19 protein-coding genes are annotated in these 24,178 nt (G+C 37.8%); 2 read left to right on the forward strand and 17 right to left on the reverse strand.

Annotated elements, in window-relative coordinates; all coding sequences use genetic code 11:
• Positions 1 to 137: 137 nt before the first annotated feature.
• Positions 138 to 488, forward strand: coding sequence for an ASCH domain-containing protein (locus tag JOC86_RS17925; RefSeq protein WP_205174321.1), 351 nt, complete (start codon positions 138 to 140; stop codon positions 486 to 488).
• A 12-nt stretch (positions 489 to 500) separates the two neighbouring features.
• Positions 501 to 947 (forward strand): hypothetical protein, encoded by a 447-nt coding sequence (locus JOC86_RS17930; protein WP_205174322.1) that lies wholly within the window; start codon positions 501 to 503, stop codon positions 945 to 947.
• Between the two features lie 331 nt (positions 948 to 1,278).
• On the opposite strand, the gene JOC86_RS17935 is transcribed toward JOC86_RS17930, so the two are convergent.
• From JOC86_RS17935 to JOC86_RS18015, 17 genes are all read right to left on the reverse strand, one after another.
• The gene (locus JOC86_RS17935) at positions 1,279 to 1,695 is read right to left on the reverse strand and encodes a YbaN family protein (RefSeq protein ID WP_338021778.1); all 417 of its coding nucleotides are present in this window, start codon (positions 1,693 to 1,695) and stop codon (positions 1,279 to 1,281) included.
• A 402-nt stretch (positions 1,696 to 2,097) separates the two neighbouring features.
• Entirely contained in the window at positions 2,098 to 4,197 is a 2,100-nt protein-coding gene (locus tag JOC86_RS17940; RefSeq protein ID WP_205174323.1) for a bifunctional metallophosphatase/5'-nucleotidase, read from the reverse strand.
• Between the two features lie 394 nt (positions 4,198 to 4,591).
• Complete coding sequence (locus JOC86_RS17945) at positions 4,592 to 5,983, reverse strand: hypothetical protein (RefSeq protein WP_205174324.1); 1,392 nt, start codon at positions 5,981 to 5,983, stop codon at positions 4,592 to 4,594.
• Between the two features lie 46 nt (positions 5,984 to 6,029).
• On the reverse strand, positions 6,030 to 6,884 hold the full coding sequence (locus JOC86_RS17950; protein ID WP_205174325.1) for an amidohydrolase family protein: 855 nt from the start codon (positions 6,882 to 6,884) through the stop codon (positions 6,030 to 6,032).
• 15 nt (positions 6,885 to 6,899) lie between these two features.
• Positions 6,900 to 10,001 carry a GNAT family N-acetyltransferase gene (locus tag JOC86_RS17955; RefSeq protein WP_205174326.1) on the reverse strand — a complete coding sequence of 1,034 codons (3,102 nt, stop codon included), beginning with the start codon at positions 9,999 to 10,001 and terminating at the stop codon, positions 6,900 to 6,902.
• Positions 10,002 to 10,347: 346 nt separating this feature from the next.
• Complete coding sequence (locus tag JOC86_RS17960; RefSeq protein WP_205174327.1) at positions 10,348 to 11,391, reverse strand: asparaginase; 1,044 nt, start codon at positions 11,389 to 11,391, stop codon at positions 10,348 to 10,350.
• 39 nt (positions 11,392 to 11,430) lie between these two features.
• Positions 11,431 to 12,585, reverse strand: coding sequence for an ROK family transcriptional regulator (locus JOC86_RS17965; RefSeq protein WP_205174328.1), 1,155 nt, complete (start codon positions 12,583 to 12,585; stop codon positions 11,431 to 11,433).
• A 96-nt stretch (positions 12,586 to 12,681) separates the two neighbouring features.
• Complete coding sequence (locus JOC86_RS17970) at positions 12,682 to 13,572, reverse strand: sugar phosphate isomerase/epimerase family protein (RefSeq protein WP_205174329.1); 891 nt, start codon at positions 13,570 to 13,572, stop codon at positions 12,682 to 12,684.
• The gene (locus JOC86_RS17975; RefSeq protein ID WP_205174330.1) at positions 13,569 to 14,633 is read right to left on the reverse strand and encodes a Gfo/Idh/MocA family protein; all 1,065 of its coding nucleotides are present in this window, start codon (positions 14,631 to 14,633) and stop codon (positions 13,569 to 13,571) included. The genes JOC86_RS17970 and JOC86_RS17975 overlap by 4 nt, the downstream gene beginning before the upstream one ends.
• A 44-nt stretch (positions 14,634 to 14,677) precedes the next feature.
• Positions 14,678 to 15,550 (reverse strand): sugar phosphate isomerase/epimerase family protein, encoded by an 873-nt coding sequence (locus JOC86_RS17980; RefSeq protein WP_205174331.1) that lies wholly within the window; start codon positions 15,548 to 15,550, stop codon positions 14,678 to 14,680.
• Between the two features lie 26 nt (positions 15,551 to 15,576).
• A complete protein-coding gene (locus JOC86_RS17985; protein WP_205174332.1) occupies positions 15,577 to 16,551 on the reverse strand; it encodes a dipeptide ABC transporter ATP-binding protein in 975 nt (324 codons plus the stop codon).
• The gene (locus JOC86_RS17990; protein ID WP_205174333.1) at positions 16,544 to 17,533 is read right to left on the reverse strand and encodes an ABC transporter ATP-binding protein; all 990 of its coding nucleotides are present in this window, start codon (positions 17,531 to 17,533) and stop codon (positions 16,544 to 16,546) included. The genes JOC86_RS17985 and JOC86_RS17990 overlap by 8 nt, the downstream gene beginning before the upstream one ends.
• 14 nt (positions 17,534 to 17,547) lie before the next feature.
• A complete protein-coding gene (locus tag JOC86_RS17995; RefSeq protein ID WP_205174334.1) occupies positions 17,548 to 18,444 on the reverse strand; it encodes an ABC transporter permease subunit in 897 nt (298 codons plus the stop codon).
• Positions 18,445 to 18,459: 15 nt separating this feature from the next.
• A complete protein-coding gene (gene nikB, locus JOC86_RS18000; RefSeq protein WP_205174335.1) occupies positions 18,460 to 19,383 on the reverse strand; it encodes a nickel ABC transporter permease in 924 nt (307 codons plus the stop codon).
• Positions 19,384 to 19,446: 63 nt separating this feature from the next.
• Positions 19,447 to 21,015 (reverse strand): glutathione ABC transporter substrate-binding protein, encoded by a 1,569-nt coding sequence (locus JOC86_RS18005; RefSeq protein ID WP_205174336.1) that lies wholly within the window; start codon positions 21,013 to 21,015, stop codon positions 19,447 to 19,449.
• 475 nt (positions 21,016 to 21,490) lie between these two features.
• Positions 21,491 to 22,714, reverse strand: coding sequence for an MFS transporter (locus JOC86_RS18010; protein WP_205174337.1), 1,224 nt, complete (start codon positions 22,712 to 22,714; stop codon positions 21,491 to 21,493).
• Entirely contained in the window at positions 22,707 to 24,116 is a 1,410-nt protein-coding gene (locus JOC86_RS18015; protein WP_205174338.1) for a bifunctional metallophosphatase/5'-nucleotidase, read from the reverse strand. Before JOC86_RS18015 ends, JOC86_RS18010 begins: the two co-directional genes overlap by 8 nt.
• Positions 24,117 to 24,178: the final 62 nt, after the last annotated feature.

Genomic DNA, 24,178 nt, shown 5'->3' on the forward strand with positions numbered 1-24,178 from the left:
ATTAATTGACTTTTTGAAGGATAATAATATTATCTCTTAGATGTAGTATCTATAAGAGACAGTCTTAAAACGCTACTAGTCTCGTTCAAATTATGATACATTAATTAAGATATACAAAATGAAGGGAGTCATTTCAATTGACTAATCATGGAGCACAAAATGAACTACCACCAAAAACTTGTACTATTGATAGGCTTGTTACTTTGCCCGAAGATGTTCAAAAAGTCATCGAAGGCAAGAAAACTGCCACACGTAGAAACGGAAGATATGCTGATGTCGGTGAGATCATGGTATTAGAGGATAAACAATTCAAGGTGGATCGAGTTTATTCTCAATCGCTAGGTGAATTGACGAATGAACATGCTCGCCAAGAGGGTTATGACACAGTTGAACAATACAAAGAATCGATATTATCAATGCATCCTGGAATGCCATGGGTTCCAAAAATGAGAGTCTGGGTACATGAGTTCAGTCAAGTTAACGAGTAACAGGCAACTGAAATGGACTTTTTATTGTACCGCATTCTAATATACATACATGTTATTAGCGTAATCGTATCCATTGGCCCATTCTTTATTTTATTGCCACTTGTAAAAAAATTACTTCATGCAAAAGATACGGAGATGAGAGCCTATCTGGATACATTTCGATTTGTTGTTCGACTAGCAAAGCATTCTGGTCATGTACTTGTTGTGTCTGGTATTCTGCTCGTCATTTCAGGACCTTGGACTTGGAGTACACCATGGCTAATCATGACACTTATCGTCATGGGCTGTTCACTATTTTTCCTAGCCCGTGCCTTTTCTCCCAAACTCCGTAAGTTTGAAGAGCAAGACCAGAATAAAGAAGTGTTGGCAGCTAAACTTAAAAGGTCGATTTGGATATACATCATCCTATTAATGATTATGCTATGGTTTATGGTTGGTAAACCGACTTTATGGGCTTAGAATCATAAACGTATTTATTCATCTATGAATGGGGCTTTCTAAAAAGGAACAGGAACCATATGTTCGTTAAGAGATAGAAAACACTCCTGAGGTTTTCTTCTATCTCTTGAAGTAATGGTTCCTGTTCCCTTTTTTATTCGTTTCCTACATGCATAAATTCGAAATCTCGTGCATTTACTTCTCGTTTTCGTGCATAAAATCGAAAAGTTGTGCATTTTCCACATCAAGACAAAGAAAATGGGGCTGTCCGAACAAGGACAAATTCAGAAAATGGAAATAGAATCATAAATTATCTGTTTTATAATCAAAATGAGCCATCGATAGTCTCTTTTTATTTATTTTCTTTCTCTAAACTAAGCTTAGATGTATCTTTAATCGTTTTGATCTTACAAAAGAAATAATAATATTTATAGATTTCCATTAAAATCAGGGCAATCTTTACGCTGATTCTGTCCGTTAAAAAGAATGGAAAGGCGATCATACAATCAGATAATAAGACCGTTGAGATTTTCTGCTTTAATGTCATCGCTCTCTCATTGACAAATTCCTCTAAATACTTTTTATAAACCTTCGTATTTTTGAACCAGATTTCAAATTTTTTAGATCCTTTAACAAAAAAGAAGGATGCCAATAGCAATAATGGCGTTGTCGGTACTAACGGCAAAACAATTCCTATAATCCCTATCCCCATAAATAGAAATCCCAAGAATATATATATAAATTTCTTTATATTTTTGATGATCCTCACTCCCTGTGAAACCCTTTAACTTCCCAATTATATGATAGGTGAGGATGCTTGTAAAATGTTGGTGAAGTTAAATTGATTACATATCTTACTCCACCAATTTCAAAAAATAATAAGAAAATAGGCGCAGTCCTTTTAAATGAGGTCACTGCAAAATGGTAGTTTAAGAAATATGATGATTCTAGGGGGTACAAAAATGTCTCCCTATATGCCAAACGAGCCTTAGAAACGATTCTGGGCTCGTTTTCCATTTACCATTTTTCATTATTAATAAATTGTATTTTTGCAGTACCCTCTTTTAAATAGGAGTACGCCTTTCTTAATTTATTTTGCTTACTACAAACACTACTACTTGCTTGAGGCTTGAGAATGGTAAAATTCAATCTCGTTACAAAATAATGTATTTTATAGCCACTTCTCCATCAATGCTCTTGCTTTTACTTCTAAAACGTCATGCGCTTCTTGTGAAATAAATCGTTGCATGGATCGCTTGTCAACGTATGTGATGAATTTTTCTAATTCTTTGATTGCTTTATCTTCTGAGTTTTGATTAAAATGATGTTCTGCCATTTTCAAACGGCTGGATAACCCTTTGTCTAATGGTTTTTCTACATCACCAGAATTCACATAGTGATTTAGCACATTTTGTATTTCGTTCATTGTGATTAGGGTTGTTGATGTGACCCGGTGAAGGGCAGGTGGCTCAATGACCTTCTGGTTTTTAAGATAATCTAGGAATACCCAATAATCTCCCCCTACTCGAACAGGGTCACGATATTCCTTAAATGTTTCATATCCGTCAGCTCCAATGACTATATATGCGAGGGCGGCCACTCGATAAGTACGTTCGAGGTCAAGTGGTTCTCCATTAATCAAGAAATAATCTGGGTTGATGCGATGATTTAGTTCTTTATCCACATTGTATGTGTAATGGACATTTTGAGAGACTGCTAGCGGGTGAAAACTGACCGAGCCATCCGGTTTTAAACGCCATTGTTCTTCAAGAATTTCTTTTATCTGTTGTCCTTTGAATGTAACAACTAATACAGGGTTTGCGTAGCCATGTGCATGCCATTGTTCGCCAAATAGTATTTGTCCATCACTGTCAGCAGGATTTTTCCCTTTGTTGTACAAGAGATCACCACGTAATGGACTTGCAGCCGTGAGAGCAAAGTCTGCTGGATTGGCAGCTTTTTTCCCAGCTGCAAGGTGTGCGTCTGCAGCGACATTAGCAAGCGTGCTTTCTCCCTTGTCATTTCGAGCTCGAGTTAAATCATCTGTTTGTCTAGCTATAGGCTTTGCCCAACGCTCCTTACCTTTATCATCCCAATAAGCGACCATTTTTGAAATCACTGGATCAGCTGGTACATCTCGGGTCACAGGATGGTTCAATGATCTCGACATTTCACGTACTACGTCCTTACTAACTGGATCAATAGATAGGTTTATCTCACTAATTAGACGACCATGATTTGCCCCTTCAATGACTGGACGTGGATTCCCTTCAGGATCGTCAATGGAACAGTTAAACTTTGCATGCCAATGACCACCGATAATCGCATCGATTTCAGCTGAAGCTTGTTTAGCAAAATCAAAGATAGGGCCAAATGGGCGATCGCAGCCGTTAAAGTCGATAGCATCACTCTTCGTTGAACCACCTTCATGAACGACTGCAATAATCGTTTTGATTCCCATTTCCTTCAGCACTTTTGCATATTTGTTCGCTGACTCTAAAAGAGGGTCATTCGTTAGAGCGCCAACCTGGAAGGATGTTGACCCTTCTACTGTTGTAGGGGTTGTCAGGCCTATAAATCCAACAGGAATTGTATTACCTTTCCCATCAGGAATCTGTTTAATAACGTATGGCTTTAACACCAGATTACCTGAATCTGCCTCACGTACATTAGCAGATATGTATTCATAATCCGCACCTTGAAATCGCTGACCTGTAGAGTCGTTAAAGCAACTATCTTCATTAATAACCCCAAAACATTTTCCATTCATAATATGGTTCTTTAGAAAATCACTGGATACATCGAACTCATGGTTTCCTGCTACAGAGAAGTCGAGTCCGATTGCATTCAAGAATTCAATTGTAGGCTCTTCACGGTGAGCGGCTACCTCGAACGGCCAACCACTAAAATCATCACCAGCTGAAAAAAGGATTGAATTTTCCTTTCCTGCTTTAAGATTCCGAAGGTGTGTCGCCATATAGGCTGCACCACCAACAGTTATCGGCCCATCGGGGGAATTGATTTGACCATTGTTCTTATCGTTTAATGCTTTAAGATACCCGTGAAAATCTGTTAACCCTAGGATTTGAAGTTCTACAAGATCCTCATGATTCAATTCTTCCTTTGACGATGGTCCACCTTCAGTATGAGTTAGAACTGGAGATTGTCTCGCATGAGTAGACGCGAAGGCTTCCAATGAACCCATTAAACCATTTCCAACTAATAACACAAATACGAGCAATAATAAAAGATGTTTTCTCATTTGCTTCATAGCCATTTCCTCCCCATTCTTGATCATCAAGAATTAGAATAGAGAATAAGTGTGAAATTGAATTTGTGTTTAGGTCAATTTTTCGTAAAGATTCTATTCACTATCTTTGCCGGTCAATAATCGGTGCACTGCATGATTTGAAATTGGAACACACCTTTTATTTCTCCCCTCTTCCTTCTTTTTTATTCCAACTATGACTTTATGAATAATTGAATTTACTTTTATTGGTATTCATCCCCTATAAAACATTTTATTAATGAAAAAGAGACAAGATTGTGATCCCTCCACACATCTCGTCTCTTTCTTTTTATCACGCACTGGAAATATCTACAAAAAACAGGGAATTCTATCATTCTATCCGGTCCATCTATTCATTATAGTACATTTCACTTTTCTAAATCTCTTCTATAATTCCTGAATCCACATATTCAACCTTACCAGTATGTGCATTTATTGTTTTAATATGGCCGTTCGGACCTGGAAAATCGACGATATAAGATAGGCCGTAAACGGAAGGCTCTTCAAAATTTTCGACAGTGCGTTTAAGCTTCATCTCCATTTGCTTAAAATAGATTTCTTCCGCTTCTTCAAGGGATACTTTTGGAGATAAGTCAAGGGCATCTAAGGCCTGTTCATCAAGTGTAGCAATTTCACTACCTCTAATGATCCCCGAATAGATTCCAACATCAATGGTTGCCTTAAATCCCTCTAATTTCATTCCACGATGCTGACGAATAAATGTAAACACTCTTGACGGTTCAAACAGATCCTCCAATTCCTCATCATCAGATAGATCATCCTCTTCTAGTTCTATTAACTGCTCTTCTAACCAATATTTTTCATGAATATCTCCTACCACTGCCTCTAAAAATGCTAAAGCCTGCCTCTCTAAGAACTCTTGACTTAAGGGTTGATGGCCTTTTGACCAATCAACATTTGATTCATAAAACTCTCTTGAACCATCCTTTTCAATCAATATTGTTGCTTCCATTTCCTCTACATTTTTTTCTCCAATTAACGCCTGCTTATCAATCCAACGTTTTAAAAGACCATTATCTTCATGTAACTCATGAACCGATGTCAAACCTAGCATATCCTCAATAGTTTCAGTCACAAATACTTGCTTAATTGAGGTATGAGGGGCATCTTCTACCCCCATATATTCTGATACTGTTTCAATTTCACCATTAACACTTACTCCCATAATCTCATGATTGGGATGATAAACAAGGTTAATCTCTTTATCAACATCAATCGCTAATTGAAGCAGTGATTCTGTTTTTAAGACTTGCTTTGCTTGATCTTTATTTATTTTCACATCCGGATAGGAAAGGTGATACATTTTTTGTCCTAAAGTAGCAGATTCGATATCACCGAATTGATTTAATGAAACGCTACAACCCGTATGAGGAATGGAAAGGTTTAATGTTTCATCTCGTTCTTCAAATATAACCGTATAACTGTCTGAACTCCATTCTATTAATGCATTAAAATACGACTTTCGGTAGCAAAAATCTTCTGCAAAACGCTGAGCCATCTCGATCAATTGATTGCTAGTCACTTCGCTTTTCCTTGCATTCCTCATAAACTCTAGTTCTTTATTTGGGTCCAAATCGATCGTAAAACTACTAAAGGAACCATCTTCTAAAAATTCTGCAAAACCGTAAACAAAATCTGAAAATTCATCGACGATTTGTGCCATTTCTGGTACACATTCATCCTCAACAAATTTAATATTTGGTTTTCCAGACAGATAATTTTTTAATTTACTCGCTAGATCATTCATGTTTCTTCTCCTAATGTTCTTATATGTACTTTTCTTCGTTGTCCAATCACAAATACGGCTTTATCCTCGGAAACACCTTCACCGCCGTCTTATAAAATACATCCTCATGGTATTCTGCTGGAATGATTTCCTTTATAAATTCAATATACGGCTCGATTGGAACAAGCGGCCAGTCTGTCCCGAACAGGAATTTTTGATAATTGTCGGTGAAGGTTAATGCATGCTTTAGATGATTGAAAAAACGTGGTGAATCTTTATACCGTTTAATATCCCCCGCCGTTCCAACCACTAATCCCGATAGGTCAGCATACATATTACGGTTTTTATAAACGACCTCTGCTCCGTCCAATGTCCAGGGATCCCCAAAGTGAGCCATCATAAAGTTAATATCCCGGTGTTCTACAGCCACCTCATCAAGTGTTAGGGGATGGGAATATTTCAATAGTCCCCTCTCTGAATAGGTATCTCCTGTATGAAAAACAACGGGTAGTTCATATTTAGAAGCAAGCTTGTATACTGGCTGGTACACTTCATCATAGGCATAGAATGGATAGTAACCTAAATACATTTTGATTCCTACAACTCTTGGATTTTGTAACGTCTTTTCTAGCTTCTGTAATGATTGTGAATCGAGATTATATGGGTTAATCCCTGCACAATAAACTACAGGCGGCGGAATACGTTCATCAAGGTCTAATCCCATTGGAGTAGGGGCAGAAGGGTCCGGAAACCCTTCTACTTCTTTTTCCACTAAGCCCATTCCAATTCCTAGAACGACATTGGCTTCTTCATACTCTTTCAAAATACCATTATAGGAATAGTCTAGCTTAGACTGATTTATTGCTGTTTCTTTAAAGCTCTCAATATTTGAAAAATGCATATGTGCGTCAATTATTTTCATTTTGTTCCTTCTTTCTTAAAAACGAATAGATTTCAAGCTGGTCAATGCTGTATCAGGTATCGTCTTATTATTCAGCATAAAGAAGACAGGTGTTGTAAACATTCGTTTCCCGTTCTCGAGATTTAATTTCGAATGAATACTAAAATGCATGATTTCTTTATTAATATAGGATTTAAGCTGGAGATCATTTTGATCGGTTATGACCTGTAGCTGATCCTCATGATGATCTGACCCAAATGCAGCATTTCGGCCAACGATCATCTCCTGTTCCCCTTTCCCACCATAAATTTTTTGCCGCTCTCCCGTTATGCTTTGAAAATTCCCCCAACCATCGGCAAGATCTTGGCTCGGTTTAAAGAAGCAATTTGTATCCCATTTTTTCATACTGAGATATCGGTCTGAATGTTGAATGACCTCTGTTGTCTGGCATAGGACAGATGACCCAGGTAAGAGTAAGAAATACTGGTGATATTCAAACCCTTTATATTTTTCATGCTCCTCTAGTTTAACGATAATCTTCAAACCTTCCCACTTATTCCCTTTCGAATCATTTAATGATACGAATGTAGCTTGGCGTTTTTCCTTCAAAATTGAATTTGGACTAACCTCACGGATACCGCTGCTGATTCCCCCTGGCCAAGGATTCCACCACGATTTCGGTGTTACTTTTGGAAAGGATGAATCCAACCACTCCCTCCCGTTTGCTCTTAGTGAGAATAGACTTGGATAAAATTCTGGTGCAGCCGAAATTTCCAAATGACTATTATGACAGGTAAACGTTTCTACTCCATCCTTCATATGAGTTTCAAAACGAATCGGTTCGCTTCCTTTTCTCACATATAGAGATGCCTGTTCTGCTTCAATTGAATCCAACTTCATTCTAGTAGATAGTAGACCAATAGGATCAAAGTTCTCAACATTCACTTCGAACTCTCCCGTTTTCACCGCATCCTTTGTATTAAAACTCTTGCTGCTTAGTACTGTATCCCCTGATAAAATTTCGATTGTTCCATTGAAATAGGATGCCTTGTAATCTGATATACTAGCATGAATGTCTGATTTAGAAATAAATGGATTGTGATCATTCACAACAAATTCCAGATGCTCTGTTAGTGCTTCTTGCTCAACTTGCTGCTGCATTGAAAATTCTCTAAATGATGGCCAATCCTGGAAAGCACCAATAGTCATAAAAAATGGCTTTGTCTTAGTAATCTCTCTTCCTTTTAATCTACCAATATGGTGTTCAAAATAAACAAACCAACTGCCGAAGTTAATCTTTTCTTCTTTTGGCCAACAGATGCCTCGTGGAGATTGATGATCCCTAGAGAAAATCCAATTCTCTGTTACAGAATCGCCCTTCCAATATGATAGGAACGAACCAATGGAATCCTTCATTTCAATGAACTTATTTTCATAAGGGATAATTGCTCTTTCAAGGGTATGGTAAATAGGAATGTTTAACCACATTTCTTCTGAAAGCGCGTTTACTTGTGTATTTTCCACTTCATAATGATGCTCGATTAACCCTTCTCCATATAATTTCGCTACTGCATGTAGCTTTACATCCGGGAATGCTTTTGATTGATAGGTTGCCCGATAACCAATTGAACGAGCATCTTCGATAAACTCTACTTTCTCCGCTCGTATCTTTGAGAACTCTTCGGAAAAAGGCTTTCCTAATTTCGGATACATAAAAGCAGATTCCTGCTCGTCGGTTTTTTCTTTCCCTGGTACGAGCCAATTATCGAATTTCTCCAGCCACATATGATATTGACCATTATAGACGTGGTACCTTTCCTCACACTCACCTGAAAACTTAGCCCCGATCCCTTTGAATGCTACTCCGATTTTCTTCGTAAACTTTATAGTGGACTGGTCTTGTTTCACAGCTGTAATTTCCACTTCAGGTGAATAAAATCCATGGCTCTTTAATGTGTAAGCAACTGGAATGGATCGCCTTGATTTCGGTTCTAATGTCACTTCAATCGCATTGTTCTCTAACTGCAATAAATCACTTTCTGGTAAAGTGAACGAAAACGTAATCGTTTCATTAAAGTTATTCTCTATATCAATATATAAAGAAGATGATCTTCCAATGTATGCTAAGGTTCCAGGTGTATGGCATGTAAGGTTAGCCGGGAATTTGGGTAATAGCCCTACTTTAAATAAGGCTTCTTTTCCATTGATTGTAACCAAAGTGTTAACAGTTGGATGTGTTCTCCAAATACTTTGTTCTTCGTCGATTCGATCGACATAGAAAGGAGCCTCTATCTTTATTTCATCCTTTATTTCGACCAATTCCTGCTGGAAGGCAAACTGAATGTTTTTATTGTTTTCACCTTTAAGAGAGATCGCTAGAGGCTGTCCTGTTTTATTTTTTATGTGATAACGAATTTTGTATTCTGATCCAAATACGAGCTTAAAGTCTTCAAGAGTTGCTGATATTCGATAATCATCTGTCTCAATCAAGCGAAGTCCTCTTCCTGAACGTTCGAATTCCACTTTAAGACTTCTCCCGTTATTCGACCATGAATACTCGTAATCACGGAATTCATTTTCTTTTGTCCCATCTGGTTTTACCTCAATAGTTCTTGTGCTCGCTTCATACCAATTTAAATCTTCAAAAAAGTCCTTAACGGCATCGGTATGTAAGACGGTTGGCATAAAGTTCATTAAATGAGTCGCATCATCCCGCTCTTCCCAAAAGAAGCCACATTTCTTGTATAGAGGGACTGCTTTCGTATTGCCTGGCCATGTATACAAATCAAGACGCGGCCATTTCATTTCAACCGCACGTTCTAATGCTTTTAATACAAGCAATTTACCGATTTTCTTACCTTGATAATCTCCCCGTACGTTTAATAAAGGAATATAAAGGGCCCCTTCATCCTCACGATATTCACCAAGACTGCAATATCCAACCACTTTCTCCCCATCCAATGCTAAAAATAGATGAAGATTTGTTGAATTTGCTTCTTGCTTTAGGACCTGTTCTGCTGTTTGAACAGTATTCCCGCCACCCCAGCCGTCCTGGCTATTGTTCCACATTTCCGCAACAGCTGCTGCATAGCTTGGATCGTATTCTACGATTCTTATCTTTTCGACTGCTTGATTCATCCCTTATCCCCCTGATTCTCTGTCCAACTTTTCAATTTTTGTTTACATAAAATTCAGACTATTAGTATTAAAAAATGATGAGGCTGTCCAGAAGGGGGCCAGAACCACAATGATTGTCCAGACTTTCTTCTATCTATTGAAGTTGTGGAACCTGACACCTTGCTTTTTGGACAGCCCCTAATAATAAAAAATGTTCACAACCAAATAAATATTCCAAAAAAATCTTGTAGTAAAATTATATCATTTCCATCATTATTTGGAAAATGAAAGGAAGTCAAATTTAAAGGCCTTATCATATGTAAGGCCTTTTACTATTTCTATCCTCATTTGGTTTCTGTTCGTTCTGTCAGCAACTCGCTCGATTAACATTTCGCCCATCCACTGTTAGCTTATGAAGAGTAAAGCACGTATTTATTTCTCCCACTCTCACATCGCTGTCATTATGAATGACGGAAGGACGTAAGGAACGGAGAGATTGGATGGTTTTTTGATTGGAGTAACCTATTTGTTCTAGAATAGAGGCTACTATATTGGGCCAAACACTTTCAGAACCACTTAACACCTTCAAGGCGAATCCAAGCCTCTCATTTTTTAGACCAAAACAATAAACCCCTTGCGCTCCACCTTTTGCAACAATATTCGGATCTTGTAATAATATTGAACAAATAAAATGATCAGATGCGACCATATTGTAGTGATGATTCATGATCCTTGTCATTTTTTTTACGGCTTCTCGAAGCTTTGAGTCTTTAATCAAATCTGGACAAGCCAATTTCAAATAGGTAATGGCCATCCGATCTATCGAAATTGCGGAAACCGGAACACCGCATCCATCTACACCGTTTTGTATACTTGATAACGGAACTTCTGCTAAAGTGGAAAGAATCGTTAAAATATCTTGTTGAAGGGGATGGTCCACTTTCCAATACCCCTCTATTGGATAGCCTAATTCACGGCAAACTGTTATAAACCCCATATGTTTACCTGAACAATTATGGAATAATCTCCTTTTTCTTACTCCCTGTCTAATCATTTCTTCCTTTGGCTCTAAATTTAAAGGATAGGAGGGGGGGCAAAATAATTCTCCCTCATCTACAGGCAGCTTGTTAAGCATCGATTCAAGGGCAGCAATATGATAAGTTTCCCCACGGTGGGAAGCCGTAAATAAAGCGGCTTCTTCTTCATTCAGTTGATATTTTTCAATGATATCCGAAAGGAAAACAGGCAATGCTTGAAAAGGTTTAGCTGCAGAACGATAATAGGTTTGATGATGACTGTTCCCTATTTGATAGACTGTATGAAGTTGATCATTTACTCCACAGATGACGCCGGAATGAATGTTTTCTAGTAATCCAGCCCTAGTTTCCTCTATTAACGTTTTGTATGTCACTCTCTTATTTCCCCCTTTTATTCAATTGTCAAATCATGATTAATCTAAATCAAGTAAGGCATTTTGAGCTTGTATAGCTCCTCCAAGCACTACCCCTTGATTATTTAATTGTGAATAGACCATTCTCACCGTTTCCTTTACTGGTTCCCAAGTGTAAATTTCGAATTTCGTTTCGATCACTTCTTTGATTTCTGGTAATTTCTCAAATAAATTTCCACTTAAAATAATAACTTCTGGGTTGTAAAGGCAAAGTATGTTGCTAATAGCGAGAGCAAGATAGGTTGTTGTTCGATCTAAAATGTTGATGGCCCATTGTTCCCTATTACGAAAGGCTTCATATACATCATCTATAGAAGTGAGATCTTTCACTTTTCTACTGTCAGCAAGAATGGCCCCTTCAGAAATGTATGTAGCTAAACAGCCAATTTTACCGCAATTACAAACGTTCCCAGTCGGATCAATGACTGTGTGCCCGATCTCCCCTGCGTTATTCGACTCTCCTCTGTATATTTCACCATTTAAGATAATAGCCGAACCAATCCCAGTACCAACGCCTACTAGTACAGCATTCTTTACACCTTTTGCTCTTCCTATGAAGTATTCTGAGATGATTTTCATTTTAAGCTCATTATCAACAACGACATCAAATGTGGTTAATCTTTTTAAATCTTCAGCTAAAGGTTTTTCTTTCCAAGAGAGTTGATCTGATAGTTTGACAACACCATTTTTATAATCAATGTACCCTGGTAACCCTACAGCCATTCCAATAATTTTTTCATTTGAAATTCTATTATGTTCAATCATATCCCGGATATGATTCGTTATCTTACTTAATGTTTCTTCATAGTTCTCAGAATGATTTCTTTGAATTTCTATTAGATCGATGATATCCCCAACATAATTTACGATTGCCATTTTTATGTTCGATTTATCAATATCAATTCCAATAGTAAATAGAACATCCTTTTCTACATCAACTAAAACGGCCTTCCTTCCCACACCAGAAGTGACCAGCTCAGTTTCTCTTACAAATCCTTGTTCATGTAAATCATGGACAATTCTGCTGATTGATGTAGGGCTCATCCCTGTAATCTTTGCAATCTCTGTTCTCGAAATGGGTCCCCGACCTTTAATCAAGTCGAGGACTAGATTTTTATTTTGTTTTTTCATAAGGAGTTGATCTTGTTTTTCCATCGATAAACCTTCTTTTCTATTTAATTATGTTCATCTGTGATGGTATGATGATTCTCAAGAATGTTTCAGGAAAATCAACCACTACTGTTTAAACACTTACTTATAATATTGAATAAACTTGATGGCATCTGCAATATCTTTTACAGGATTATCTTGCACTTCCCTTTCAATTGTTAAATATCCTTCATATTCGATTTCTTGAAGAGCAGCAAAATATCTAGAAAAATGTACTTTGCCCTTTCCAAGTGGTAATTCTCTAAAAAATTCTCCCGAAGCAACTAAGTTGGCAAGTTCGTCGTGACCTGCCCCCCCTCCATACCCTAAGAAGCCATATACATCACGTGGATCAACAGGCTTGAGCTGTATTCCATCCTTGACATGAGTGTGAACAATATAATCCTTTAGAAGCTTTACTCCTTCTATAGGATCATCACCGGTTACCATAACCATATTCGCTGGATCAAAGTTGACTGAAACCCCATTCGTGCTTAGACTATCCAAAAATAACTTTAATCTTTTAGAGGTTTCCGGTCCTGTTTCAATGGCGAAAAAAGCATTGATACTCTTAGCATAAACTCCAAGTGCCTCACAAGCATCCTGCATGGCAGCATATATTTTGCTTTCTTTTTGCTCGGGAATCATTCCGATATGGGTTGTAACAATATTTGTCCCTAGTTCTAGGGCAAGGTCCAATATCCGTTTGGACTTCTCAATTTTCTTAGGATTTTCTATTGCATCCTGAAACCCAAATCCGCCTAAATCCCCACATAGTGCAGAAATCTCTAAACCCAGCGAGTCAATATAGCCTTTCAATTCTTTACGAGCAATGGATGATAAATTTTCAGGAGCCATTTCTCCTTCAACAGCATAGATTTGAACACCGTCAGCCCCCATTTCTTTAGCCTTCTTCAACCCTTCACGAAGTGGTAATCGCAGGCTATCGACAATCACACCGATTTTATTTGATAATTGATTGGCTGAGCTCATGACAAAAAGGTCACCTCACGTTTCTCCTCTGAGGCTTTATATATACCTGTTAGAATTTTCATCATTTCCACACCGTCTTCCACTGGAGCCATGATTGGTTTCTCGAATAAACAGCTTGAAACAAATGAATCAATTTCATTTTGAAAAGCATTGGCAAAATCAAATGAAACATGATCAATTTGAGGATGGATATTTAATATAGTATCGTTTTCCTCGGAAATCATAATCAGCTCTGGCTCTAATTCGGCCCCGCCTTTTGTTCCATGTAGCTTCACCTGTAATTCGTCTTTTTGGGTATGGAGTGTAAACGATACATCCACGAATAAGGAAGCACCATTTTCAAAAGTAATTAAAGCATTGGCTAAATCTTCTACACTATTTTTCTCTTTGTCATAGTCAGCTGCTTTATAAAAGCTTAAGTTTTCTATATTTGCTCTGTTCCCAAGATGATGATAAGTGTTGGCAGAAATGGATTTTACTCTTGGACGTCCCATTAAATACCAGCATACATCAATGACATGTACTCCCAGATCAATTAACGGTCCCCCACCAGATCTTTCTTTATCCGCAAACCATCCACCAGGGTTCCCTAATCGTCTCAGGCAAGAAGCTTTTGCATAATAAATTTCACCTAGTTTCCCCTTATCAATAAACGATTTCAACACTTTTGTGTTGGTACCAAACCTTCGAACGAATCCAACTTGTAACTTTTTATTTGATTTACCAACTGCTTCCTCAATCCTTAAAGCTTCTTCTACATTTTTGGACAATGGCTTTTCAACTAATACATGCTTTCCACTATTAAGAGCTTTAATCGTGATATCAGCATGAGTGTTATTCCAGGTACAAACGCTTATAGCATCCACTTTATCATCATTAAATACTTCTTCTAACGAATGATAGATTTTTTCAACCCCGTGTTCATTCGCTTTTTCTAATGCTCTTTCTCTAGAATAATCATAGACGCCATATACTATTGAATTGGAATTATTCTGATATGATTGAAAATGCATATCCGAAATAGATCCTGTACCAATGATGCAGACATTCAACTTTTTCATGTTTTCATCCCTTTCACAAAAGAATTCTTATCCCTATTAAAATGTTAAATTTCATTCCATAAACGTCTTACATTATCCATACCAATTTTAGAACCTATTTTACAATCTTCCATTCCTTCAAACTCAACAGTAAGAAATCCATCGTATCCAGCATTTTTAACTAATTTAATGACTTCACGAATGTTTATGTCTCCATGACCAACAATAGCACCGCGCAAGTAATTCTCGTTGACAGTTCGAAACCAAACTCCATCTCCTGGATTTTCATAATACGGACGGATATAGAAGTCTTTAAAATGAACAGTCGCAGCATAACCGATGTTTTTCTTCACACCAACAAGTGGATCTTCATCTGCACAAAGGAAATTGCCAATATCAAGGGTCGTTTTAAAATTTTCGCGGTTAACAGCATGAATCACCCTTTGAACACGATCGCTTGATTGGACATTAAATCCATGATTTTCAATCGTTGTCGTAATTCCGAACTTCGCTGCATAGTCAGCAATCCGTTGACTACCTTCTACTATTTTTGAAAAATGCTTATCAAAATAATGAATCGACATTTCTTCTGGTTTTAACATAAACGCTGTAACATCATGACGCATAATCTTAATCCCTAATCGATTCACAATATCAACATGACGCTTAAGTCGGCTTACTTCTTCGTCAAATAACTCTTGAGTATCTTGAACAAAATTTGCTGGGAGTGAATAAGCGGATAATTCAATTTCAGTTTCATTCGCTTTTTTTCTTATATCGTCAGCTAATTCAATATTATCAACTACCGAATAACCGTAGGGTACTATCTCCATATGTTCTCCACCATTATCGGAAATCCATTGGATTACATCCAAAATCGTCATAGTCCCCGCTTTTAATTCGTTCAATAAACTGTATGAACTTAGTCCTACCTTCATTTTAAACACCTCGTTTTTTTATCATTCTATGAGTCTAGTAAATGGCAAGCAGCAATGTGGCCTTCTACCCTTCCTTTTATAGAGGAAGGTTCTATCGTTTTACAAATATCCATTCTGGCAGGGCATCTGGTATGAAAACGGCATCCAGCAGGAGGGTTAACCGGACTTGGAAGGTCCCCCTGTAAAATAATCCGATCCCTTCTTAACTTTGGATCAGGTATCGGTACGGATGACAGCAATGCTTGTGTATAAGGATGCTGCGGGTTTGAAAAGATTGCCTCCTTAGGCCCCGATTCTACAATCGTCCCTAAATACATTACTCCAATATCATCACTAATATGTTCCACAACACTTAAATCATGGGAAATAAAGAGATAGGTTAAATGAAATTCTTTTTGTAAATCTTTTAACAGGTTTAATATTTGAGACTGTATCGATACATCCAATGCTGAAACGGGCTCATCTGCAATAATTAACTCTGGCTTCATTATGAGTGCTCGAGCAATACCAATTCTCTGTCGTTGCCCCCCACTAAATTCATGGGCATAACGATCTGCCTGATATTCATTTAGACCGACGATTTCTAGCATTTCAGAAACTAGCTTATATCTCTCAGCTTTTGATAGATTCGTATGAATCTCAAGCGGCTCCGAAATGATATCTCTCACTTTCATTCTCGGGTTTAGTGATGCATAGGGATCTTGAAAGATCATTTGAACTTTTTTTCTCATTGCTTTTAATTGGTTTTCTTTCTTTTGCGAGATTTCCATACCGCCAAACCAGATTTCCCCTTCATTTGGTCTAAGAAGACGAGAAATAAGTCGCCCGGTTGTTGATTTTCCGCATCCGCTTTCTCCAACCAGACTAAATGTTTTTCCTTTTCTAATCGCAAACGAGACATTATGAACAGCCTTTAACGATCTTTTTCTTTCAAAAATTCCAGCTGATAAATCAAATGATTTTTTTAATCCGTTCACTTGTAAAAGGTTTTGACTAGACACTCATTTCCCCCCTCTCTTCATGAAAAAGCCAGCAACTGCATGATCTATTATTTTCAAATGAAACCGTATCCGGCTCTTCCTCAAAACAAATCGGCATTGCCTCTTTACATCTAGGCGCAAATTTACACCCCATCGGCATATTTGAGGGATCAGGAACATTTCCACTAATAGAATCAAGCTTCTCCCTTTTTTCACCTATTTTCGGTACAGATCCTATTAACCCCTTTGTATAGGGATGTTTTGGATCCTCAAATAAATCGATAACGGAAGCTTCTTCCACCACTCTCCCGGCGTACATCACCACAACCCGGTCACACATTTCTGCGACAACTCCCAAGTCATGAGTGATTAACAAAACGGACATCTTCTCCTCCTCTTGAAGCTTCTTCATCAAGGATAAAATCTGTGCTTGGATCGTTACATCCAGAGCCGTAGTTGGTTCATCCGCTATTAATAGCTTAGGATTACAAGACATCGCCATTGCAATCATTACCCTTTGTCTCATTCCACCTGAAAGCTGATGCGGAAATTCATTCAGTATTTCTTCCGCACGAGGAATTCCCACTTTTTCTAAAATCGAAATAGCGTGAGATTTTGCCTCTTTTTTCTTTAAGCTTAAATGCAGACGGATCGGCTCCATCATTTGCTCTCCAATTTTCATGACGGGATTTAATGACGTCATTGGTTCCTGAAAAATCATTGCCATTTGTTTACCACGAATTTTTCTCATACTTTCTTCAGAAAGGGTCGTTAAATCCTCACCATTAAAGTAAATCGATCCCCCGCTAATTTTTCCACTTGTTCCCCTGAACAACCTCATAATCGAAAGAGAGGTAATGCTTTTACCACATCCGGATTCACCAACGAGACCTAGTACTTCCCCTTTATTTAATTGAAAGTCGATTCCGTGTAAAATTTTGATTGGTTGATCATCCTTCTTAAATTCCGTTTGAAGTTGATTGACTTGCAATAAGTTTTCCATATCCCTCAAACTCCTTATTCATTCTTCGTTTTAGGATCTAACACATCCCGCAAACCATCCCCTACAAGGTTAAAGGCAAGAACCGTCAAAAAAATGGCAATCCCAGGCATGATGACTACATGTGAGGAGGTGCCTAAATAATCCCGCCCCATACTTAGCATTGCTCCCCAATCAGGGGTTTCAGGGCTGGCTCCTAATCCAAGAAAGCTCAAGCTGGAGGCTGCCAAAATGGCTGTACCAATTCTCATCGTAAAGAAAACGATTAAACTACTAAGTGTGGATGGCAGTATATGCTTAATGATAATTTTATGATGAGGTGCCCCCATTGATTTAGCCGCTTCCACAAACACTACCTCTTTTGCTTCTAAGCTTGAGCTTCTAACGAGTCTGGCAAATGATGGTATACTAAAGACAGAAACGGCGATAATAACATTGTTTAATCCTGGTCCTAAAATAGCGACAATCGCAATGGCTAATAATAAGTCTGGAAAAGCAAACATCACATCACTTGATCTCATAATAATGCGATCTAACCAACCACCAAAGTAACCACTAATTAATCCTAAAAAGGTGCCAATAACAGCGCCTAACAGAACAGATAAGAAACTAACGCTTAGTGAAATTCTAGTTCCTACAAGTAATCGGCTGAAAATGTCCCTTCCATATGCATCCGTCCCTGCCCAATGCTCTTGATTTGGCTTTACTAGTGTAGAATTATAATCTGGTTTATAGGGATCATAAGGTGCAATAGCAGGACCGATGAACGCTATTATGATAAGTAGGACGATGAAGATGCCTGCCCAAAAAGCCGTCTTTTGCTTTTTCCAATTTTTTATGAATTCTCTTATTGGAGAATACTTCTTTTCTTTCATAACGGCACGATACGAATTGACTTCCTTTGTTACTTCCATTTGGTTTTCCCTCCCCTATGTCACATAGCGAATTTTTGGGTTAAGAATGCTGTATAATACATCAACAAGTAAATTAACGATGATAAACTCAAAAGAAAAGAGCAGTAACTCAGCTTGAATTACTGGATAGTCACGGAATGCAATGGAATCAATGAGCAGCCTCCCCATGCCAGGAAAGCTAAATACCGTTTCTACTACTACGGAACCCCCTAATAAAAAGCCGAATTGTAAACCTGCGATTGTAACAACAGGTATTAATGAATTTCGGAGGGCATGTTTTGTAATAACAATTCGTTCCTTTAATCCTTTTGCACGACCCGTTCGAACAAAATCTGCTCTTAATGTTTCGAGTAATGAAGATCTCGTAAACCTCGTTAGCATTGACATGATTCCTGCACCCAATGTAATAGAAGGCAGGATATAACTTTGCCACCCTTCTGAACCGCCTGTAGGGAACCAACCTAGCTGCACGGAAAAGATTTGAATTAAAATAAGTCCTAACCAAAATCCAGGCAAGGAGATTCCTGAGACAGCCGTTACCATCCCAATGTAATCTGGCCACTTATTTTTGAAAACAGCGGAGATCGTTCCAATCAATAGACCGATGATCACTGCCCACCCCATGCTTAATAGCGTTAAATAGATAGATGGTAAAAATCGGTCCACAAACATGTCAGATACAGGTAATCCCGTTTTTAATGAAGTTCCTAAGTCCCCTGTTAATAAATTACCCATATACGTAAAGTACTGCTCCCAAATAGGTAAATCTAATCCAAGTTTTGACCGGATTTTACTCACTTCCTCGAGTGTTGCATCTTTTCCTGCCACCAATCTTGCAGGATCACCTGGAATAAGGTGAGTAAAGAGGAAAACTACTATCGATACAATAATCAGAATCGGAATCATCTCAAGGATTCTCTTCATTATGTATTGAAGCATTAGAACACTCCTTTCTGAAAGAAAAGAAGCTTCGGATAACCTCCACTTCTTTTCTATTTATCTTTATTTAAAGTTTGCATCACGGACCATGATATCCCCACTTGGTGCTATTTCTACACCTTCAACATTTGATCTAAACCCAGCTACAATTTCGTCTACACCTAAGAAGATCCAAGGAGCCTCCTTATAAACGGTCGATTGTATGTCACCATAAATTTCTTTTTGCTTATTTTCATCCGAAGTAGCATTCGCATCAGTAAACAATTGATCAACCACATCATTTTTGTAATAAGCCGTATTTGCTCCATTAGGAGGGAAGGATTCACTACTGAATAATGGCTTGGTCGCATTTGTAATGTCTGAAGGATAGGCCGACCAGCTTACATACCACATTTGCACTTTTGCTTCTTCTGGAGTTTGAGGACCATAAATTTCTTCCGATAATGTTCCTTCTTCCATTGACTTAATTTCTACTTCAACACCGACTTCTTTGAGTTGTTGTTGAATAAATTGCATCCCTTTCATCGTGTCAGAATTTGTATTCCCCCAGATTTCAGCTTTGAACCCATCAGGATATCCGGCTTCTTTTAAGAGTTCTTTTGCCTTATCAATGTTATAATCATAAGATTGCTGTTGTTCATAATGAATGGTTTTACTTGGTATGATGGAATCCAATGGCTTTCCAAAACCTGAATTCACGACTTTAATATATGCATCTTTATTGACTGCATAATTTAATGCTTGTCGAACCTTCACATTGTTAAAGGGTTCTTTTGTTGTATTGATAGACACGTATCTAGCAATAACGGAAGGAATTTTTTTTACTTCAACATTTTTATCACTTTCTAATTCTTTTACGTTTTGTACCGGCAGTGGATAAATCACATCAGCCTCACCAGTCTTAAGCATTGCTACACGTGACCCGTTTTCTGGAACAGGTTTATACGTAATTTTATTAATTCGATTATTTCCACCCCAATAATCCTGAAACTTCTCAACCGTTAAGTGATCGCCTTGAACCCACTCTACAAATTTAAATGGACCCGTTCCGATTGGATTTTTAGAAATATCTTGATTACCATCCTTTATTAGCTTTGGACTTATTAATTTAGCTGAAGCAAACCTCGTTAACATCCCACTGTATGGGGATGATAGCTTCACTTTCACCTCATGTTCACTTACAATTTTAATTTCTTCAATCAAATTGAATCCACGGCTGTTGAGGCGAAGATTATTATCTGGATTCATAATTCTCTCAAAGTTAACCTTCACTGCTTCAGCGTTGAATGGAGTTCCATCGTGGAATTTAACTTCCTTTCTCAACTTAAAGGTGTATTCTAATGCATCCTCACTAACGCTAAACTCTTCCGCTAATAAAGGAATAATTTTTCCTTCAGGATCAATTCCTAATAGACCTTCTAACATGGAAGATTGCACCGAGTTGGAGTTCGTATCCCCTGTATTATGTGGATCCATTGAAATAAAGTTCTCATTAACCGCAATGACCATCTCTTCCTTTTGAGTAGCATTCTCGCTACTTCCCCCTCCAGTTTCATTACTTGAACACCCCGTAATAAGAGCGATCGAAAGTAACGTCAAGAACAAACACTTGATTCCTTTTTTCCTTTTCATCATAATCCCCCTTCGTTTCAAGAATTTTATTTGCATTTTATATCTCATCTGATTAAACAGATTCAAGATAAAAGGAATGCCATTGTAAAAAAATAATAACACGATGGTATTAATAGAACTGAATTCAATCTGTCATTATATAAAATCAACTATTTTACCTAATTAATTTCTCCAGTGGTGAAATTAATTAGGTAAAAAATATATTAGGTGTCATTCACCGAACATTTCATTATAGATTAATTTTTTATATTTTTTGAAATTTAAGATAATTATAAACAAGACTTAAGCATTTTTACAAGGTTATTTTTAAAAATAATAAAATATTTTAGTACCCTCCCTGTTAATTCGCTTTTATTTACAATTAAAAAACTCTTCCTTAAACTTTTCTATAATGTTGATCTGGAAGTAGTACAGGAAAACCTACCCTTTTTCAAACGAGGTCCCCTAGGTTGTAATATGCTAGAGGACTTCTTATTTAAGCACTCTTTTTCTCTGTATCACGAAATTTCCTAACTAAAAGCAGGTCTTTCCCCCAAACAAAAACACCAATACAGACTAGTAACAAGAATATCCCCAATAATAAAGTCCGAACGGAGCTCTCCTCTAGCCAACCACCAAAATAAAGTAGTCCAGCAAATGCAAGAAGGCTTTGCAATGACTTCGCGAATCCACTTATTCTTCCCACAAACTCTTTTGGTGGTGTAATCTGAATTAGTGTGTTAAACATCGTGAATGCAACCTGAAAAGCTGCTCCGAGAAGAAAAACACTAATAGCAGCCGCCGCTACTGAAGAGCTAAGACTAAACATCAAAAAGGGGAGCCCCATCATCATGACCACCATTGGGATGATCTTTTTATTCTTTAACCAATCAGCCTGCTTAGATATGAACAGCCCTAACACTAGAGCTCCGACGGCATAAGCTCCATCAATTATCCCAAGTGCATCTGCCCCTTCATTCAACTCTACTTTTACAAACACGCCAACTCCAAGATTATAGATATGAACAAAGAATGAAGGTAATAAAGTTAAAAAGACATAGAAAAAGAGACCTTTTTGTTTGAATAAAAGTGATGTTCCTTCCTTGAGGTTCACCCAAAACTTACGCTTAGGTCCTTTTTCACTTTGAGGGGAAACATATCCTTTTCTTGCAAAGAAAATCAACATCGCTGCAACCAGAAATGTGATAGCATTCATGAAAACTACGTTAATTGATCCAAACCAAGCGATAAACACCCCTCCTAGTCCAGCACCAGAAAGTTTTCCAAGCTGGATCCAAACTTGAGTTGTCGCATTAGCCCGATACATTTGGTCATCATGAATGATTTCGCGGATAAAAGCGGAATTTGCCGGCATATAGAAGGATGTCCCAATCGAGTTCAGAAACTGCATAAAGTAAATGAAGAATATCGATAAATCGCCAACCCAATAAACAACAGGGACAAGGCTTATCGAAAGGAAACGAAAGAGATTAAACACGACCATGACAATTCTTCGATCATAACGATCGGCAATTATTCCACCGAATGAAGCAAGAAACATCAAAGGGAGAAAACTGATGGCAAGAGTGATCCCAACCTTTGTAGTCGAATCGGTCATTTCGAGAATTAACCATGTAATCGCGATAAAATGCATCCCTGTACCTATGCTTGAAATAACAGAAGCGATTAAATACAACAAGTACGCCTGATTTTTAAGCATTTACTTTATCTGAAGCTCCTGAGCTTTTCTTCAAAAAGTCCATAAACACATCTTTGACCATTACGGTTTTACCGATATCGATCATTTTACAACCAGAAACAGACTTATACCCACATACCTCTGCATACAATAATGGAGTTCCACTCCCGACAGTGTACACTCGGTTCTCATCTAAGCTTTCTCCGTTTACTTTAATATCTGTTATGACTCCAGATTGATCTATCCATGTAATACCAGAGAATTCAAGAGCACCAATCTCGATTCCATGAGGTCGAAAACCATTACCATAAACCTTCTTAGACGTGATCTCTTCTTTGAACCTGTCCTTGATGAGTCCAACAATCTGCTCTCCTTTCATTTCAATCAACACTGGAGAATGCATACTCCTACATAAATTCAAAACCTTCCCTTTCGTAATACTTCCTTTTTCCATACCATCAGTCGCTGCTCCACCATACATGATGCCAATGTCTGCATCCCAAAAGTCACGCATACCTTCAGCCATTCGTTTAATCAAATCTGTGTGAGAAAGGGCTTGCCCGGTATAAGACAGCGCTTCTGATAGAAACTCTTTCGTTTGTTCACGCCCCCGTTCTAGTATTGCAGTCATACTGGGATCACACTCTGAATCTAGTTTTATTTCTGTTAATTTCCCTTTATACTCTTCTATTATTCCTTCATCGAGGTCATATTCAAGATTTAACTCACCTACATAATTACCATAGCAACCTGCTTGAACAATCACGACATCTGACTCGACAACCGGACGTTCAAGGGCATGATGAGTATGCGCTCCAACAATCACATCCACCATTCCACTTAAGCTTTTAGCTAGTGTAAGGTCAGCATCGTAACCCAGATGGGAAAGGAATACGATTAAGTTCGCACCGTGTTCTTTCAAATCGGTTACGGCTTTATTAATAGACTCTAATGTATTCCGATTACGAAAACCATGTTTATTTTCATAAAGATCCCCAAATTGATCTGTTGCTCCAAAGAGACCCACTTTTAAATGATCTCCTACTTCTACTATATGAGTTTCTTTAACCCCGCCAATGCTTGCACCATCGCTTTCAACCAGATTTAATAACAACCATGGAACCTTCGACTTTAGACTTAGCTTTCGAATTAACTCTGGTGTTGACCGTAATAGCTCATTGTTTCCTACTGACATCGCATGGTAGCCAATATCCTCGAGCATTTCTAAGTGCATCCCGCCATTTGTAGCAAGACATTCATTAATACTCATATCTAAATGATCGCCACCATCTAGTAGGATATAATTCTTTCCTTGCTCCTCTAGCTCACTTACACGTTTCTTGATAAAGGCAGCCTGTCTTAACAATTGGTCATAGTTACCGTGAAGATCGTTTGTGTGGATAATCGTAATGGTTTGTTTCATCAGTGTTTTCCCCTCTGTTCGTTTAAAGATGGTTATTGAAGATTAATAAAATGAATTTTCTA

The sequence above is a fragment of the Rossellomorea pakistanensis genome (assembly GCF_016908495.1).
Classification (GTDB): Bacteria; Bacillota; Bacilli; order Bacillales; family Bacillaceae_B; genus Rossellomorea; species Rossellomorea pakistanensis.

Excerpts from the sequence above, each read along its gene's own strand:
- JOC86_RS17955 (WP_205174326.1), bottom strand. The coding sequence starts at position 10,001 with ATGAATCAAGCAGTCGAAAAGATAAGAATCGTAGAATACGATCCAAGC.
- nikB (WP_205174335.1), bottom strand. The coding sequence starts at position 19,383 with ATGCTTCAATACATAATGAAGAGAATCCTTGAGATGATTCCGATTCTG.
- JOC86_RS17940 (WP_205174323.1), bottom strand. The coding sequence starts at position 4,197 with ATGAAGCAAATGAGAAAACATCTTTTATTATTGCTCGTATTTGTGTTA.
- JOC86_RS18010 (WP_205174337.1), bottom strand. The coding sequence starts at position 22,714 with ATGCTTAAAAATCAGGCGTACTTGTTGTATTTAATCGCTTCTGTTATT.
- JOC86_RS17930 (WP_205174322.1), top strand. The coding sequence starts at position 501 with ATGGACTTTTTATTGTACCGCATTCTAATATACATACATGTTATTAGC.
- JOC86_RS17965 (WP_205174328.1), bottom strand. The coding sequence starts at position 12,585 with ATGGAAAAACAAGATCAACTCCTTATGAAAAAACAAAATAAAAATCTA.
- JOC86_RS18015 (WP_205174338.1), bottom strand. The coding sequence starts at position 24,116 with ATGAAACAAACCATTACGATTATCCACACAAACGATCTTCACGGTAAC.
- JOC86_RS17980 (WP_205174331.1), bottom strand. The coding sequence starts at position 15,550 with ATGAAGGTAGGACTAAGTTCATACAGTTTATTGAACGAATTAAAAGCG.
- JOC86_RS18005 (WP_205174336.1), bottom strand. The coding sequence starts at position 21,015 with ATGAAAAGGAAAAAAGGAATCAAGTGTTTGTTCTTGACGTTACTTTCG.
- JOC86_RS17950 (WP_205174325.1), bottom strand. The coding sequence starts at position 6,884 with ATGAAAATAATTGACGCACATATGCATTTTTCAAATATTGAGAGCTTT.
- JOC86_RS17945 (WP_205174324.1), bottom strand. The coding sequence starts at position 5,983 with ATGAATGATCTAGCGAGTAAATTAAAAAATTATCTGTCTGGAAAACCA.
- JOC86_RS17970 (WP_205174329.1), bottom strand. The coding sequence starts at position 13,572 with ATGAGCTCAGCCAATCAATTATCAAATAAAATCGGTGTGATTGTCGAT.
- JOC86_RS17990 (WP_205174333.1), bottom strand. The coding sequence starts at position 17,533 with ATGGAAAACTTATTGCAAGTCAATCAACTTCAAACGGAATTTAAGAAG.
- JOC86_RS17995 (WP_205174334.1), bottom strand. The coding sequence starts at position 18,444 with ATGGAAGTAACAAAGGAAGTCAATTCGTATCGTGCCGTTATGAAAGAA.
- JOC86_RS17975 (WP_205174330.1), bottom strand. The coding sequence starts at position 14,633 with ATGAAAAAGTTGAATGTCTGCATCATTGGTACAGGATCTATTTCGGAT.